We start from the raw sequence: 16,094 nt of genomic DNA, 5'->3' as shown, positions 1-16,094 counted from the left end.
CGCCTGCGCTAAGTGATAACTTATCACTCAGGAGGCCGAGCCATGCATGCGATTACGCACAACCCGCTGACCCTGCTCATCTTGCAGATGACGGTCGTCGTGGCCCTGTCACGGCTGCTCGGCGCGCTCCTCCGGCGGATAGGCCAGCCCATGGTCATCGCCGAGATCACGGCCGGCATCCTCCTCGGCCCCTCCTTGCTCGGGTTGGTTGCGCCGGGCGTCATGGATGCGGTCTTCCCGAAGAGCTCGATGCCCGTGCTCGGCATGCTCAGCCAGGTCGGGCTCGTCCTCTTCATGTTCCTCATCGGGCTCGAGCTCGACCCGAAGCTCCTCAAGAACCGCGGCCGCGCCTCGGTCGTCATCAGCCACACGAGCATCGTCATCCCCTTCGCGCTCGGCGCCCTCGCGTCCTCGTGGCTTCGCAGCCGCCTCTCCGAGCCCGACGTCCCGTTCACCTCGTTCGCCCTCTTCATGGGCGTCGCCATGAGCATCACGGCGTTCCCGGTCCTCGCGCGCATCCTCGCCGAGCGCCGCCTGCTCCGGACCAAGGTCGGCGCCCTCGCCATCACCTGCGCCGCCGTTGATGACGTGACGGCCTGGTGTCTGCTCGCGTTCGTCGTCTCCACCGTCCGCTCCACGGGCCTCGACGGCGCCGTCCGCACGACCGTCATGGCCCTCGGCTACATCGCCGTGATGCTCTTCGTCGTGCGGCCCTTCCTCGCGCGGCTCGGGGCGCGCGTCGGATCGGGGCAACACGTCAACCAGGGCGTCGTCGCGATCTCGCTCCTGCTCCTGCTCGTCTCCAGCATGGTCACCGAGGCCATCGGGATCCACGCGCTCTTCGGCGCCTTCGTCCTCGGCGCCGCGATCCCCAAGGACGGCGGCCTCGCCGAGGCGCTCGCGCACAAGCTCGAAGACCTCGTCGTCGTGCTGCTCCTGCCCCTGTTCTTCGCGTACAGCGGCCTGCGCACGCAGATCGGCCTCCTGTCGAGCCCGCATCACTGGGGCATCTGCGCCTTGCTCATCCTGCTCGCCTGCCTCGGCAAGTTCGGCGGCAGCGCCCTCGCCGCGCGCTTCACCGGCCTCGGCTGGCGCGAGTCGAGCGCGATCGGAATCCTCATGAACACCCGCGGGCTCATGGAGCTCGTGGCCCTCAACCTGGGCCTCGATCTCGGCGTCATCTCGCCGACGCTGTTCACGATGATGGTGCTGATGGCGCTCTTCACGACCTTCATCACCACGCCGCTCCTCCAGCGCATCTACCCGTTCGAGCTCTTCGCCAAGGAGGTCGCCGACACGCCCGAGGCGACGCCCGTGCCCGTGAACCAGGCGCCGCCCTTCACCGTCGTCATGTGCGTCGCGGATGATCGCACCGGCCCCGGCATGGTCACGCTCGGCCACGCGCTCGGCGGACCCGCGGCGGCCGAGCGGCTCTACGCACTGCACCTCATCCATCCCGACGATCGCGCCTCGTTCGTCCTCCGCCAGGAGCGCGGCGACACCTCGAGCGACGGCGACGCACTCGAACCCCTGCTTTCCCGCGCCACGTCCCTCTCGGTCCCGGTCAAACCGCTGAGCTTCGTCTCCGGCGAACCCGCCGTCGACATCTGCCGCGTCGCCGAGGCCAAGCACGCCGATCTCCTCCTGCTCGGCTGGCGCAAGCCGCTCATCGGCAAGGCCGCGCTCTCGGGCACGGTCTACGAGGTCATGAAGCGCGCGCCGGCCGACGTCGCCGTGCTCGTCGATCGAGGCCTCACGCAGATCCGCCGCGTCCTCGTGCCCTTCCTCGGCAGCGCGCACGATCGCGCGGCGCTGCGCCTCGCCCAGCGGATCACGCACATCGCCGGGGCAGACGTGACCGTGCTGCACGTGGTCGCCAAGGGCCGCGACGGCGGCAAACCGCTCGGCGCGAAGGCGCGCGTGGAGGAGGTCTTCCAGGAGCCCGGGGCCGCGGGCCAGGTGAAGTTCGAGGTCGTCGAGCACGACGTGCCCTCCGAGGCCGCGCTCGCCGAGGCCGCGCGTGGGTACGACCTCGTCATCGTGGGCGCGGGGGCCGAGTGGGGCCTCTCGGAGCGCCTGTTCGGCCTGCAAGCCGAGCGCATGATCCACGCCTGTCCGATCTCGCTGCTCGTCGTCCACCAGCACGGCGAAGTCCGCGCCGCGGCGCCGAAGCCCTCGCTCGCCACGATCGTCCGGGCGACGGGTGAACAAGCTTCATCCTGAAACACGCCATGCACCTCGGAGCGACGATCCGCCTCTTGCGTCTCGACGCGGGTTTATCCCTGCGGGACCTCGCGCAACGCATTGGTGTCTCCAGCGCTTACCTGAGCCGCGTCGAGCACGGCCGCGACGCCGTCCCGACCCCGGATCGGCTGGAGGCCATCGCGCGCGAAATCGGCATCCCTCCACGATTGCTCGTGGGCGCCGCGCACAAGGTCGGCTGTGCAATCGAGGGCTATGCCGAGGACGTCCCGAGCGCGGGGATGCTTTTCCTCGACATTGCGCGCAGGAAGCTCGGTCCTGCCGAGATCGCGCGGATCCGCGCCTTCGTGGAGCGCGAGTTCCCAGCAGCCGAGCGTCGCGAGGAGCGCCCCTCCCTCGCGCGCCTGCTCGCGCCGGAGCGCGTGATCCTGCAGCTCACGTGTCCCGGGCTGGAGGATGCCATCGAAATCGCCGCGAGCCGGTTTCCCCGATTGCGCGGGGAGCCGAGCGTACGGCAGGTGGTGGCGGAGCTGTTAGCGCGGGAGCAGACAGCATCGACAGCGCTCGGGGGCGGTGTGATGCTCCCGCATGGCGTGTTTCCGCCTTCGGAGACGGCAGCAGCGCTGGTCACACTGGCGCGGCCGCTGGTCTTACCCGAGGCGCCGGACGGTCTGCCGATCCGGGTGCTATTGGTCTTGCTGCTCGGAAAGCCGGGCGGCGCGGCGCTCTCGCTCCTGGCGCACGCAGCACGGCTATCGAGTGATGGTCTCGCGGACAGGCTCGCCGCAGCGACAAGCCCCGCGGAGGCAATTCGCGGGGTCGAGGAGATCGAGGACGCAGGCTGAGCCGGGAGTGGCTGGGGCGTTGCCCCAGACCCCACCAGGGGCTATCCGCCCCTGGACCCGGACCAGCGCAAGCGCTGGACTCGGGGTCGATGAACTGCGCGATGCGCAGTTCATCGAACAGGCCGGGTCAAGACCAGCGATGACCCTGCCAATCTTATTTCGACCGGCAACGCCGTCCTTGGTCTTGCCACCGGCGCCTTGGAAGAACTGCGCATCGCGCAGTTCTTCCACAAAAGGTCCAGCGCTTGCGCTGGTCCGGGTCGAGGGGCGGACAGCCCCCGCGGGGCCCGGGGCAGCGCCCCGGCGAGGCGCCCCAGGCCCCGCCGCTTACGCCGCCTCCGGCGCGTTCTTCCGCCGCTTCTTGCGGAATCGCATGTTGAGCAGCTCCACGCCGAGGGCGAAGGCCATTGCGAAGTAGATGTAGCCCTTCGGGATCTTCTGCCCCATCCCTTCGGCTACGAGCATCACGCCGATCAGCAAGAGGAACGCGAGCGCGAGCAGCTTCACCGACGGGTGCGCGAGGACGAAGCCCGAGATCCCCTTCGCGAAGAGCAGCATCACGCCCACGGAGACCAGCACTGCGGTCACCATGACCCACATCTGCTCGGGCGGGATCATGCCTACCGCTGTGATCACCGAGTCGAGGGAGAACACCACGTCGAGTGCCAGGATCTGCGCGATCACGAGCCCTACGCTCACCGCCTTGGCTCCGCCTCCGTGCTCTTCTTCCTCGTCGTTCTCCACCTTTGCGTAGATCTCGTTTGTCGACTTGCCCATCAGGAACAGGCCGCCGACGAGCAGGATCAGGCTCTTGCCCGAGATCGCTGCGCCCACGAGGGGCAGCGTGAAGAGCGGCTTCGTGAGACCCATCAGGAAGCTGATCGTGAAGAGCAGACCGATCCGCATCACGAGTGCGAGCAGGAGCCCCATCCGCCCTACGCGGTCCCTCTTCTCTGCTGGCAGGCGCGCCGTGAGGATCGAGATGAACACCACGTTGTCGATGCCGAGCACGATCTCCATCGCGCAAAGCGAGACCAGAGCGACCCACGTCTCCGGATCCTGGATCCCTGAAAGCATCCTCTCACACAACCCTTTCGTAGCTCATGACTGGCGCGTCGAACTCGTTGCGGGACCAACTATCGCACAGCCGGTCATCCCCCTCTAGGGCCTGCGTCCTCGCCTGGGAAGCTCCTGCTCTGGAAACCTCGAACCAGTCGTTCGAGGAAATTCCTCTCCGGGGGTTCGAGAAACTCGTACACCTCGGACCAATCGGCCTCCGTCGAACGCTCCGTCAGATTGAGCACGCAGGCTCGGAACAGGTGGAACATCCCGACGAAGTCGTAGGGGGGATCTCCCCCCCAGTTACGAAGCAGGGACTCCAATTCATCGTACTTCACGGTGTTCACGCCTCCGGTTTCGCGATTCGTCAGGGTAAAATGGTGGCCGTAGCCCTCGACGAGCGTCAACCCACGCTGTTCATCGTGACCAGCGCCCCCTGACGCGCGTCAACACCCGCTGTTCATCGTGACCAGCGCCCCCCTGACGCGCGTCAACACCCGCTGTTCATCGTGACCAGCGCCCCCTGACGCGCGTCAACACCCGCTGTTCATCGTGACCAGCACCCCCTCGACGAGCGTCAACACCCGCTGTTCATCGTGACCAGCGCCCCCCTGACGCGCGTCAACACCCGCTGACCATTCTGTTCAGCGCCCCCTGACGCCCATCCACCCCTGAAGACCACGCCGATGCTGAACACCGCACGGTGGTAAGCTCACTCCGTGCCATGAAGACCACCTTGCGGATGCAGACCGACAGCCCTGCGCGTTGCCTGACGGTGATCCTCGATCCGGGCGAGTCCCTGGCGGGCGCCCTGGTCGACACGTTCGTGTCCCGGCATATCAATGAGATCAGCGAGCTCGTGCTCGTCGCGGACCCTTTCGACGACGACCCTCTCGCGGGCTGCGACGCCGTGCGGGCCCGCATCGCGCGGGGCGACCTCGTGCTCACCCTGCGTTCGCGCGCGGAGCAGGAGGACGTCGAGGTCGACGCGTTCGTGCAGCGCATCCATGGAGCGAGGCGCATCCCAGGCCCGAGTGCGCTCCCGAAAACCCCACGGATTCGCCCGCCCCATCCCGACGCGGCATCCCTCCGATCCCCGCCGATCAGCGGCAGCGACCGCCTTTCGCGCCTCACCGAGCAGGGCCGGCGCGGCCCCGCGTCCCCACCTCCGACGAAGCCCACCGGCCCGCTCGCGCCCTACCTCGGCGCCCAGCACGAGCTCGACGCGCTCCTCACCGAAACCGAGGGCCCCGAGGAAGCCGCATGTGTCCTCGCGTGGCCCGTACCCGCGCTCGTCGGCCGCGCGATCGTCGCGCCCGACTTCGAGGGCCTCGCGGGCGCGATCCGCGCCGTGTTGTTCGAGGCGCTCGGCGACCTGCCCATCGCCGTCGATGGGAGTGGGTATGGGGGCCTCGGAAAATACATGCACCTGCACACGAGCGTCCTCGCGCCGCCGATGGGCGACGAGCCAATGGCGCTCGAGCTTTATGGTCGCCTCGTCGCCGTGGGTGATTACGACTTCAGGACACGCGAAGCCGGACGTTACCTGCTCCACCGCGAGCGCGAGATGCATTCGCTCCACCCCGCCGATCCCCCGACCGACGCCGCGCACCTGCGCATGATGGATCTCATCCACGGCCGCGATTTTCCCGGGCCGCTCGTCGTGGTCCTCTCGGCAGCGACCTACGCGAACGTCCGCTTCCCCGGCGTGGGCGTGCCGTTCTACATGTGAACGCGCGAGCGTCGCGGGCGGAAGCGCTCGCCAGCCGAGCACGCGCGAGCCTTTCCACGGTCGCGACAATCGTGGCGCGCCCGCGCCGCCCGTGAGAAGACAAGGGGCATGGAGGTATCGACCCCTCGGGCGGCGGCGGTCACGGATGCGCCTTCCAGGACGTACATCGGCGCCCTCGGCGTCGTGACCACGATCTTTTTCATGTGGGGCTTCATGACCTGCATGAACGACATCCTGATCCCGCACCTGAAAAACGTGTTCCGTCTCGGCTATGCCGAGGGCGCCCTGGTGCAATTCTCATTTTTCTCGGCGTATTTCCTGATGTCGCTGCCCGCCGGCAAGCTCATCGCGCGGATCGGCTACAAACGAGGCCTGCCGTTCGGCCTCGCAACGGCCGGCACCGGCGCGCTGCTCTTTTATCCGGCCGCCAGCCTGCCCTCGTATCCCTTTTTCCTGGCCGCGCTCTTCGTCCTCGCCACCGGAATCACGATCCTCCAGGTCACCGCGAACCCGTACGTCGCCGTGCTCGGCCCGCCCGCCACCGCGTCGAGCCGCCTGAACCTGACGCAAGCCTTCAACTCGCTCGGCACGACGGTGGCGCCCTATTTCGGTGGTCATTTCATCCTCGGCGCCGTGAAACAAGCCGAAGACCCGCTCGCCGAGGCGCACGCCGTCCGTCTGCCCTACCTCGGTCTCGCCGTCATGCTCTTCGTGCTCGCCGGCGCGCTCGCGGTCCTCAAGCTGCCGACGATCCCGTCGGTCGAAGGCGAGGAGGCCAAACGAGGCACCTTCCTCGACGCACTCAAGTATCCGCAATTGCGACGCGCCGCCCTGGGCATCTTTCTCTACGTCGGCGCCGAGGTCGCGATCGGCAGCTTCCTCGTCAACTTCTTCGCGCTGCCCTCGATCGCAGCCTTCACCGAGGCCCAGGCCGCCAAATACGTATCCCTCTACTGGGGCGGCGCCATGGTAGGCCGCTTCATCGGCTCGGCGGTCCTGCGCAAAGCCGATCCGGGACGCGTGCTCGGGGGGAGCGCAATCGTCGCAGCGCTGCTGGTGACGGCAACCGTCGTGCTCGACGGTCCCGTGGCAATGGGGACCATTCTCGCCGTCGGCCTCTTCAACTCGATCATGTTCCCGACCATCTTCACGCTGGGCATCGAGGGTCTCGGCAAGCTCACGAGCCAGGCGTCGAGCATCCTCGTGATGTCCATCGTCGGCGGCGCAATCGTACCGGTGCTCTTCGGCTGGCTCGCCGACAGCATCGGCGTCCACCACGCCTTCCTGCTCCCCGCCCTCTGCTACCTCTACATCGTAGACTTCGGCTTTCGTGGCTCCCGCCGCGCGAGCATCGCTGCAGCGTAGCGCCGGGGCGGCGCCCCGGCGCGGCGGCCCCAGGTCATGCTGCCTCCCGTTCGTGACGAAATTTCACTACCGGAATCCGGCCTGCGGCGCATCTTTGGCGCATGCAGCGTGTACGTTCCGTTCTTGGATGGGTTTCTGCGGGGCTCCTCGGCCTGCTCGTCGTTGCCGGCTGTGGCGGCACCGAAACGCGGCCTTCAGATGCCTCCTCGTCCAGCTCCGGCGGCATGGCCGGCGCGGGCGGCGTAGGCGGCTCAGGTGGCGTGGGCGGCGCAGGCGGCGCAGGCGGCGCAGGTGGCTCGGGCGGCGCAGGCGGCTCGGGTGGCGCGGGCGGCAGCGTCGAGCTTCCGGTCCAGGTGCAGATCCTTGGCTTCAATGATTTCCACGGTGCCATCGAACCTCCGCCGGGCAGCGCCGGGCGGATCACCTTGCCTGACAACACCACCGTCGATGCCGGCGGCGCTGCCTTCTTCGCGCAGCACGTCGCCACCCTGCGCGCGGAAAATCCGAATAGCGTCGTGGTCTCGGCCGGGGACCTCATCGGTGGCAGCCCGCTCGTCTCCGCCCTCTTCCATGACGAGCCCACGATCGGCGCGATGAACCTCATCGGGCTCGATATAAACGCCGTCGGCAACCACGAGCTCGACGAGGGCAAAAACGAGATTTTGCGCATGCAAAGCGGCGGCTGCCACCCCCAGGACGGCTGCCAGGGCAGTCCGGATTTCCCCGGCGCGAGCTTCGCGTTCCTCGCGGCGAACATCCTCGACAAGACCACGGGGAAGACCCTGTTTCCGCCGTACGCCATTCGCACGTACGAGGACGCCAAGGTGGCGTTCGTCGGGATGACGCTGAAGGGGACGCCGACCATCGTCGACCCCAGCGGCATCCAGGACCTCTCGTTCCTCGACGAGGTCGAGACCGTCAATGCGCTCGTCCCCGAGCTCCAGGCGCAGGGGATCGAGGCGATCGTGGTGCTGCTCCACGAGGGCGGCGCCACCACGGGTTATTTCGACGAATGCGCGGGCATCTCGGGGCCGGTCGTGCAGATCGCGACGAACATGTCCGACGCCGTCGACGTCATCCTGAGCGGTCACACGCACGCGGCGTACAACTGCACGATCGGGAACAAGCTCGTCACGAGCGCCGCTTCCAATGGCCGCCTGCTCACGGACATCGACCTGGAGATCAGCCGCCTCACCGGGGACGTGATCAAGAAGAATGCGAAGAACGTGGTCGTCACCCGCGACACGGCCGACATGCAGGTCGAGACGTACGTGAATGATTATGCCGCGCAGGTGGCGCCGCTCGCGGAAAAGCAGGTCGGCACGATCACGGCGACGCTGAATCGGGGCGAGCCGCCGCTCGGCGCGAGCCTGTCCACGCTGGGCGTGGTGGTGGCCGATTCGATGCTCGCCGCGACGAAAGATCCGGCCCAGGGAGGAGCACAGATTGCCCTGATGAACGCGGGCGGCGTACGGGCGAATCTGTCATTCATGGCGGCCGCGGGCGAGGCGATGGATGGGATCATCACCTACAAGGAGATCTTCTCGGTCCTGCCGTTCGGCAATTCGATCGTGGTCATGAGCTTGACGGGCGCGCAGCTCGAGGCCCTGCTGGAGCAGCAATTCGGGACCGATCAAAGCGGCGTCCCCTTCATCTACCTCCTGCAGCCGTCGAGCAACCTCCGTTATACATACAGCGCGAGCGCGCCGACCGGGTCGAAAGTCGATATCGCGTCCATCACGATCGACGGCACGCCGATCGCTCCGGGCACGACGTACCGGGTCGCGGTGAACAGCTTCAACGCGGCCGGCGGGGACGGTTTTTCCGTGCTGACGATGGGTACGGATCGGATTGGCGGAGCGATCGACGTCGACGCGCTCCAGGCTTACTTCGTCGCGAATTCGCCTGTCTCGCCGCCGGCCGTGGATCTCGTGCAGGTCTTGCCCTGAGGCGGGCCCGCCGGTCAGGCGGGCGGCGCGCCGAGGACATCCTGCTCCACCGTTGCGTTGGTGCCCCAACCGTCTTAAGCGCGTAGTCTACGATACTCGTCCTTTTCCCGGAGCCTACGACATGCTGATCCACCGCACCCGTACCTGGGCCGTTGCCCTTCTCGCTGCTCTGCCCTTTTTCGTCTCCCTGCCCGAGGGCGGGGCCGCGCCGAAGGAGCCGTCGATATCGTCGGCCGCGTGGCAACCCATTTCGCCCATGACCTCCAAGCGCCGCGGGCAGGTGGCGCACTTCGTCGCCGACAAGGGGCTCGTGGTCCTCGGCGGATATGCGGGATCCGGCGGCACGGATACGGGCCTGCAGACGGCCGAGCGCCTCGATCCTGCGACCGGGACGTGGTCGCCCCTGAGCATGGCGCCGCGCGCGATCTCCAGCGGCCTCAGCCTCACGCTCCCCGATGGGCGCATTTTCGTCGTCGACGGCGACGGCACCAGCACGTACGACCCGGCGACCGATACCTGGGCGAGCGGGTCCGCTTTCCCGATGAACTGGGAGTACACCGGCACGCTCGGCCTGCTGCCGGACGGTGACGTGATCCTCGCGGGCCCCGTGCAGGGCGAGGACGTCACGAACAAGTCGATCCGCTACGACCCGGCCACGAATACCGTGGTGAGCAGCCCGAAGCTGAAGGAGTTTCGAAGCGGCCACACAGGGACGGCGCTGCCCGATGGCCGATTCCTGGTGACGGGCGGCTGGAAGTGGGGCTCGGACGAAGACGGAGGCGAGATCCACGTGACCCTCACGAGCGCGGAGATCTTCGATCCGGCGACGGATACGTGGACGCTCGTCGCGCCGATGGCGACGAGCCGGAAGGGGCACGCGGCGGCGCTCTTGCCGTCGGGCAAGGTGCTGGTCACGGGCGGCGTGCTGGAGGGCCAGGGCGTGATCACGTCGGCGGAGATCTACGATCCGGCGACGGATACGTGGGCCACGGTCGCCCCGCTGAACGAGGCGCGGTGGTATCACGTGATGACCGTGCTGCCGAGCGGCCGCGTGATGGTGTCGGGCGGCAGGACGGGGGGGCTGAACTACCTGTCGAGCGTGGAGATCTATGATCCCGATGTGGATGCGTGGGCCTCGCTCCCGCCCATGGCGTCGGGGCGGCTCGACCACACGGCGACGTACGCGCCGGGGCACGGCGTGTTCATCGCAGGCGGCTATGACGGCTCCACCAGCCTGAGCGGCGTGGAGCTCTATCCGCTGGGAAATGCCGCGGCGGGGACGGCGTGCGTGATCGGCGACGAATGCACGAGCGGGGTCTGCGAAAGCGGACAATGCATGAATTCAGGAAACGGCGCAGGTGGCGCTGGCGGCGAAGGCGGCGCGGGCGGCGGCACAGGCGGCGCGGGCGGTGCGGGCGGCGAAGGCGGCGGCGGCGAAGGCGGCGCGGGCGGCGAAGGTGGCGCTGGCGGCGACGGCGGCGCTGGCGGCGGCGAAGGCGGCGCTGGCGGCGACGGCGGCGCTGGCGGCGACGGCGGCGGTGAAGGATGCAGTGTCGGCGGCGCAGGGTCGAAGGGTCCTACCTCGGCCGGGCTCTTCACGGCGCTCGCGCTTGGGCTCCTCGCGATGAGAAGGCGCCCCTAGCAGGCTGTCCGGCTGGGGTTCGTGGGCCCCTCCCCCGTCGCCACGCGACCCTGCCAGCCAAGACCGCCGTGATTGGCGACCCTGCCGCTGGTCTTGCCACTGGCCCGTTGGAAGAACTGCGCATCGCGCAGTTCTTCCACCCTCGGTCCAGGCCGTGCCTGGTCCGGGTCGAGGGGCGGATAGCCCCCGCGGGGCCCGGGGCAGCGCCCCGGCGCGGCGCCCCCAGGAGCTTCACGGCACCTTGGATTCGTCGTACTTGAGACGCGCGCTCTTGCACATTGCGATGACGTCGGCTTCGCGCTCCTTCAGGCCGCTGCAGATGAAGGAGCACCCCGTCGAGCGCTTCGCGGCCTCTTCTCCGCGCCCCTGAATGCCGCTGAGGGGGGAGCTCGACGTGTCGATCCGCGCGACCACCACGTGCACGCCTCCGTCGGTCCCCTGGTATACCGGCGGATTCTTGTTGTACAGCTTGTGCTGCCCGACCAGCCCTTCGAGCCTGTAGAGAGCTGAACCGGCGAAGCCGTCGAACTTGAACGAGGCGCTCTCGTACGAGACGCTCACCCCGTCGCTCGACTTCTCCTTCAAGGCCTCGGGCGCATCGAAATCGAACGTGCACTCGTCCTTCGTGAACGTCGTGTGCACGAGGCTCCCGCTCTTCGCCTGGGCAGGCGCTGCCGCAGGCGCTGCCGACGATGTGGACGAGCCCCCCGCCTGCTTCGCGTCCTCGCTCTTGTTGCACCCGCAGACGACCAGGACCGCGACACAGAGGAACTTCCCACCGAGCTGCATCATCTTCGTCAAACCCTCCGCGCGTGGCGCTCGCCACGCAAACCGGCGGGGTTACTGCAACGAAGAAACCCGGTCAACGATGTTGAATGGCGGCCTCGGGCAGACTTTCACCCCGTCGCCACGCGCACCCGCGGGAACACCAGCATTCCTTCGGTCCCCGCCCGCCTGAGCCCTGGCAACATGCACTCGACGACGTTGCCCTCCTCCGCGGGATCACTCGCCGTCGCGGCCTTCTCCATCGAAGACGCCGAAAACCGCGTCCCGGGCGCGGGCGCCACGAGCTCGCACCCCGCCGCGGATGCGAGGGTCAGCAGCGGCGCGCGCTCGCGCTCGAGCAGCGGCGCGTGCGCGATCGAGCGGCCTCGCTCCTTGAATGCGCCCACCAGCACCACCTCGAGCCCCTTCGCCTTCAGCGCGGCGAAGAGCGCCGGGCTCGCCGCGAGATCACGGCCGAGCGCCGCGCGCAGCGCGCCCTCCAGCATCGTCCCGATCACCTCGTCGCATGCCGAGACGAACTTCTTCTCCGCCGAGAATTGCTCCTCCAGCGCGGACGCGGCCGCCGCCCCCGCGCGCACCTCGGCCTCGAGCGCCGCGATTCGCTCCCGCGCCGTGTCGAGATCCAGGGACAAGCGCTCGCGCTGCACGCGCAGCGTCGCGAGTTCCCGCGACAGCTCGTCACGCTCGGTGCGTAGCTTGGCGAGCTCGCCCTGCGCCGCCCCGGCGCCTTCGCGCTCGGCCGTCTCCACGCGGGAGGAGACGAGCGCCTCGTAGCGCATCACGATCGCCTCGATCTCGGCGCGCAGCGCCGCGGAAAACGTCTCTTTCATGGCGAGCTCACCGCATGTACTTCGCGAGGTTCAAGGTCGTCACGAGCGGGTCCTGCCCGTCGCGCTGCAAGGCCAGCGTGAGCTCGTCCGGGCCCGAGACACACACGAAGAGCCGGCCCACGAGACCGGCCGCGAGGCCCGTCGGGATCATCGACACGCGTGGATCGTTCGACGTCATCTTGCCGGCCACGTACTCCTGCGACACGCGGAGCGGCGTCTTCGTGTCCCACTTGCCGAAGTCCACGTAATGCGGCCCGAACACGCTCGGATCCGCCACCGGCGTGCCCATCTGCACGAGCGCCACGAACTTCGGCGGGAAGCCGCGCAGATCGCCCACGAAGTAGGAAAACCCCTGCGCGCGCCGCACGAGGTGCACTTCGCGGTTCGCGATCTTCAGCGCGCCGAGCGCCACGGCCGTCTTCGGCGTCACGCCCACGATCGTCACGCCGCGCTCGGTGCGTTGCGGCGTCTCGTAGAGCACCACCTGCTGGAACGGCTCGCTGCTGCCCGGCCGCCACACCGTGAGGCCCGGGATCCCGAGCTCGTCCGCGAGCGCCTGCTCCACGAACGCGCTGCGCGAGGAGTTGCCCGCGAGCAGGATCGTCACGCCCTGCTCGCGCCAATCCCCGTCGGTGCCCCACGGCGCAATCGCGAGCATGCTCTTCATGAGCTTCACGCCGTCGCGGATGCGCGTCTGCAGGTGCTCCGTCAGCTTCGCGTGCAGCGCCGGCACGTCCGTGGCCAGCGATTCGAGCCGCACCTCGCTCCCGTCGAGGCGCGCCGCCGAGAGATCCGCCGCGCGGCGCGGCTCGTGCTCCGGCGCGAACTTCACGGCTTCGAGGCCGAGCTCGCGCTCGAAACGGAAGCGGTTCTGCCTTCCGGCGAGGCTCCGCTTGTAGAGGTGCGGCTTGTTCGCGAGGTTGTTCGGAGGCACCGTCTGCGGCCGCATCATCGGCACCTCCTTCTCCTCCATCTCGGGCAGGTGCTTGTCGTGCTGATGCGTCAGCCACACGAGCTCGTGCGTCAGGTAGTCGCCGCCAAGGTGATCGTCGCCGCTCACCTGCAGCGTCTCGATCACCGTCCGGCTCCCGAGCTCCTCGGCCTCCTGCTCGGTCGCGGGCCGGAAGCGGCCGCAGGCGATGTCGAGCGTGCCGCCGCCGAAATCGAAGACCGCGAAGCGCATCTCGCCGAACTTCGAGATCACCGGCTCGAGCTCCGCGTACGTCGCGAGCTCGGGGCACACCTCGGCGGCGAACGCCTCGGGCTCGCTCGCGCTCATCTCCACGACGACCTCCTCGGCCGGGATCCCCTCCGGGATGCCGAGCAGGATCCCGCGGCGGATCTCCTCTTCGAGCAGCTTGCGCGCGCGCTCGTCGAACTTCGCCGGGTGCGTGAGCCAGTAGCGCAGGTACACGTCCTGCCCCGGGCGGTTGATCGCGCGCGAGAGCAGGTAGGCGTAGGCGCGCACGAGGATGCGGACGCGGTTTTCGTCGAGCAGGAAGTCGCGGCGGCGCTCGCGGTCGCGGAGCTGCGGCGACTGATCGAGGCTGAGCACGCGCTCGGGCAGGCTCTTGAGCTCGCCCACGACCGCGCTCGGCGAATCGGTCATCGCCTCGCGCGCCGCGTGGCTGCCGCGCACGATGCGCAGGAGGTTCGGGAAGCGCGCGTCGCCCGCCGCGGCGCGTTCGACCTCGGCCCAGAGACGCTCGTGATCCTCGACGAGCAGGTACGTCGGGTTCTCCGCCGACTTCGAGGCCGGCGCGCTGCCGCTGCCGAGCCGGAGCAGCGCGCGATAGCCCTTCTGGTAGAGGGCCGCGACGGTCGAGGTCGTGCCGAAATCGATGCCCACGGCCGAGAGCCGCTGGAACGATTTCAAGAGCGGTCGTGGATCCCGGAGGCGCACCGGCAGCGCCGCGTGCCACGTACAGATGCCCGTGTGCTCGCCGTACGTGAGCGCGTGCTCGACCGTCAGATCGAACGGCACGTCCTTGCCTTCCTCGGGGATCGGCAGGAGGTCCGGGTGCGAGGAATCGAGCACGAGCTCGGTGTACGTGCGCCGCCCGCCCGCGCGCCGCGTCGCGTCCTCGACCACCACGGCGGGCGCGTCGTCGTCGCGCTGGAAGCGGTGAACGACGTGCGAGGGCTTCGTGTCGATGACGAACGGCTCGCCTTCGAGCTTCGCCCAGTCCGCGAAGAGCCGCAGGCGCCACTTGCCCGTGCCGATCCAGAGCCCCTCCTCGGGGTTTTGCAGATCGAACAGCCTCCGCTCGGGCGCGTCGACGAGGACCGAGTCCGTCGATTCGAGCAGATCCAGCGCCGAGAGCAGCGGCCCGTAGCCCGGGATGCCCACGAAGATCGCCCGCGCGAGCGTGACCTTCCGCCCGCCCGCGAGCGAGCTCTGCGGCGACAGGACGAGCCGCAGCGCGCAACGTTTTCCCGCGTGCGGCGCGAGGAGCGCGAGCGGCACGACGAGCTCGACGGAGAACGACGAGAGCGTCCCCGCGCCCGCTTCTCCGGGGGCCGCTCCGATCGCCGCCGCGACGGTCGAACCGACCTTCGCGCCTTCGATCTCGAGCGCCGCGAAGAACGGGCTGTCCGTGAGGCCCGAGACGCGGACGCGTAGCTCGGCGCTCTGCATCCAGCCTTCGAAAAGCGGGAGCGCCTGATCCCACGCCGCCGTCACCGGTCGTTGTGGCCGGATCTCCATGCGCACGCCGTTCGGCAGGGCGCGCTGAACCACCGTGGAGATGACGTCGATGCGGACGCGGGGCGAAGGGTTTGCGCGCTCGGGCGCGGGGGTTTGCGTGGCGATGTCGTTCATGGTCGGCCCGAAAGGCCGCGCGATGCTACCACCACCTCCCCGCGCCGCGATACACGCCGTGCGCGCCTACCTTCGCGGCGCAGGCGGCGCCGATTGCACGGCCCTGCCACGTGAAGGCGGCGGCGCCGGGGGCAGACGCGCGCCGTCCGACGATGGGCTTCGAATCACGTCGGGCGCAGCCGGCGCCCTTTGGTAGGTCTCCACGCGCGAGGCAGGCGGCGCGACCTGCACGGGCGCGGACGGCGCGCTCCTGCGGTAGGTCTCCACGCGCGAGGCAGGCGGCGCGACCTGCACGGGCGGCGCGACCTGCACGGGCGGCGCGACTCGCGCGGGCGTTCGCAACGCCGGAGGCGCCACCTGGACCGGCGGCTGCGTCTCGTACGTCGGCGCGCGGTAGGCCGGATACGTGCGATAATCCGGCGTGCGATACCGCGGGCTCGCGCGGTAGGCCGGATACGCGGGATATTGCACGGCCGGCGGCGCGACCTGGACCGGCAGGGATCTCCGGTACTGATAGAGATCCCAGGGTTCTTCCTGGAAGATCACCCAGCCGTCACCCGCCGGATAATACCAGGACGAACCGACGAGATAGGCGTAGTTCCCGTTCCAGTAATAGCTCGGATAATTGTAAATGTCGTACGGAACGCCGGCCGCGTCGACCACGGTGTATCCGTAGACCGAGCCGTATCCGACCGGGAACGTGGCCCCGAGCGTCGCCCCGCAGCCCGCGCCGAACGCGAGGGCCATGCAAAGCCCCACGACGCGCGCGCAAAGTCCCATTCGATAGCCCAAGCTCGGCGCCGCCCATCTGGTTCCGATTTGCACAGCAAAACCTCGCGGTGTCCTTGCTGGGCAAGCGGGAT

12 protein-coding genes are annotated in these 16,094 nt (G+C 68.7%); 6 read left to right on the top strand and 6 right to left on the bottom strand.

Features of this window, described 5'->3' with window-relative positions:
- Positions 1 to 42: 42 nt before the first annotated feature.
- Positions 43 to 2,223, top strand: a complete 2,181-nt coding sequence (locus KEG38_RS27425) for a cation:proton antiporter domain-containing protein (RefSeq protein WP_272422888.1) — start codon at positions 43 to 45, stop codon at positions 2,221 to 2,223.
- A gap of 8 nt (positions 2,224 to 2,231) precedes the next feature.
- Positions 2,232 to 3,047 (top strand): helix-turn-helix domain-containing protein, encoded by an 816-nt coding sequence (locus KEG38_RS27420; protein WP_272422887.1) that lies wholly within the window; start codon positions 2,232 to 2,234, stop codon positions 3,045 to 3,047.
- 327 nt (positions 3,048 to 3,374) lie between these two features.
- Here the strand turns inward: KEG38_RS27420 and KEG38_RS27415 are convergent, their stop codons facing one another.
- A complete protein-coding gene (locus KEG38_RS27415) occupies positions 3,375 to 4,124 on the bottom strand; it encodes a TerC family protein (protein WP_272422886.1) in 750 nt (249 codons plus the stop codon).
- Between the two features lie 74 nt (positions 4,125 to 4,198).
- Positions 4,199 to 4,513, bottom strand: a complete 315-nt coding sequence (locus tag KEG38_RS27410) for a hypothetical protein (RefSeq protein ID WP_272422885.1) — start codon at positions 4,511 to 4,513, stop codon at positions 4,199 to 4,201.
- Between the two features lie 317 nt (positions 4,514 to 4,830).
- Between KEG38_RS27410 and KEG38_RS27405 the strand changes: the two genes are divergently transcribed.
- From KEG38_RS27405 to KEG38_RS27390, 4 genes are all read left to right on the top strand, one after another.
- Positions 4,831 to 5,838: a hypothetical protein gene (locus KEG38_RS27405; RefSeq protein WP_272422884.1), complete on the top strand. Its 1,008-nt coding sequence runs from the start codon at positions 4,831 to 4,833 to the stop codon at positions 5,836 to 5,838.
- A 108-nt stretch (positions 5,839 to 5,946) separates the two neighbouring features.
- Complete coding sequence (locus tag KEG38_RS27400) at positions 5,947 to 7,203, top strand: sugar MFS transporter (protein ID WP_272422883.1); 1,257 nt, start codon at positions 5,947 to 5,949, stop codon at positions 7,201 to 7,203.
- A 101-nt stretch (positions 7,204 to 7,304) separates the two neighbouring features.
- Entirely contained in the window at positions 7,305 to 9,152 is a 1,848-nt protein-coding gene (locus tag KEG38_RS27395) for a bifunctional metallophosphatase/5'-nucleotidase (protein WP_272422882.1), read from the top strand.
- Between the two features lie 256 nt (positions 9,153 to 9,408).
- Positions 9,409 to 10,794 carry a Kelch repeat-containing protein gene (locus KEG38_RS27390; protein ID WP_272422881.1) on the top strand — a complete coding sequence of 462 codons (1,386 nt, stop codon included), beginning with the start codon at positions 9,409 to 9,411 and terminating at the stop codon, positions 10,792 to 10,794.
- Between the two features lie 231 nt (positions 10,795 to 11,025).
- Here KEG38_RS27390 and KEG38_RS27385 read toward each other — a convergent pair whose 3' ends face one another.
- From KEG38_RS27385 to KEG38_RS27370, 4 genes are all read right to left on the bottom strand, one after another.
- Entirely contained in the window at positions 11,026 to 11,586 is a 561-nt protein-coding gene (locus tag KEG38_RS27385) for a hypothetical protein (RefSeq protein ID WP_272422880.1), read from the bottom strand.
- 104 nt (positions 11,587 to 11,690) lie between these two features.
- Positions 11,691 to 12,410 carry a hypothetical protein gene (locus tag KEG38_RS27380; protein ID WP_272422879.1) on the bottom strand — a complete coding sequence of 240 codons (720 nt, stop codon included), beginning with the start codon at positions 12,408 to 12,410 and terminating at the stop codon, positions 11,691 to 11,693.
- A 7-nt stretch (positions 12,411 to 12,417) separates the two neighbouring features.
- Positions 12,418 to 15,231 (bottom strand): acetate and sugar kinases/Hsc70/actin family protein, encoded by a 2,814-nt coding sequence (locus KEG38_RS27375; protein ID WP_272422878.1) that lies wholly within the window; start codon positions 15,229 to 15,231, stop codon positions 12,418 to 12,420.
- A 66-nt stretch (positions 15,232 to 15,297) separates the two neighbouring features.
- Complete coding sequence (locus KEG38_RS27370) at positions 15,298 to 16,011, bottom strand: hypothetical protein (RefSeq protein WP_272422877.1); 714 nt, start codon at positions 16,009 to 16,011, stop codon at positions 15,298 to 15,300.
- Positions 16,012 to 16,094: the final 83 nt, after the last annotated feature.

The sequence above is a fragment of the Polyangium jinanense genome, assembly GCF_028435265.1.
Classification (GTDB): domain Bacteria; phylum Myxococcota_A; class Polyangia; order Polyangiales; family Polyangiaceae; genus Polyangium; species Polyangium jinanense.
Note: the sequence above shows the minus strand (reverse complement) of the source record. Positions and strands in the feature narration are given on the sequence as shown.

Coding starts and splice junctions, on each gene's coding strand:
- KEG38_RS27425 (WP_272422888.1), top strand. CDS start 43: ATGCATGCGATTACGCACAACCCGCTGACCCTGCTCATCTTGCAGATG.
- KEG38_RS27420 (WP_272422887.1), top strand. CDS start 2,232: ATGCACCTCGGAGCGACGATCCGCCTCTTGCGTCTCGACGCGGGTTTA.
- KEG38_RS27415 (WP_272422886.1), bottom strand. CDS start 4,124: ATGCTTTCAGGGATCCAGGATCCGGAGACGTGGGTCGCTCTGGTCTCG.
- KEG38_RS27405 (WP_272422884.1), top strand. CDS start 4,831: ATGAAGACCACCTTGCGGATGCAGACCGACAGCCCTGCGCGTTGCCTG.
- KEG38_RS27400 (WP_272422883.1), top strand. CDS start 5,947: ATGGAGGTATCGACCCCTCGGGCGGCGGCGGTCACGGATGCGCCTTCC.
- KEG38_RS27395 (WP_272422882.1), top strand. CDS start 7,305: ATGCAGCGTGTACGTTCCGTTCTTGGATGGGTTTCTGCGGGGCTCCTC.
- KEG38_RS27390 (WP_272422881.1), top strand. CDS start 9,409: ATGACCTCCAAGCGCCGCGGGCAGGTGGCGCACTTCGTCGCCGACAAG.
- KEG38_RS27385 (WP_272422880.1), bottom strand. CDS start 11,586: ATGATGCAGCTCGGTGGGAAGTTCCTCTGTGTCGCGGTCCTGGTCGTC.
- KEG38_RS27380 (WP_272422879.1), bottom strand. CDS start 12,410: ATGAAAGAGACGTTTTCCGCGGCGCTGCGCGCCGAGATCGAGGCGATC.
- KEG38_RS27375 (WP_272422878.1), bottom strand. CDS start 15,231: ATGAACGACATCGCCACGCAAACCCCCGCGCCCGAGCGCGCAAACCCT.
- KEG38_RS27370 (WP_272422877.1), bottom strand. CDS start 16,011: ATGGGACTTTGCGCGCGCGTCGTGGGGCTTTGCATGGCCCTCGCGTTC.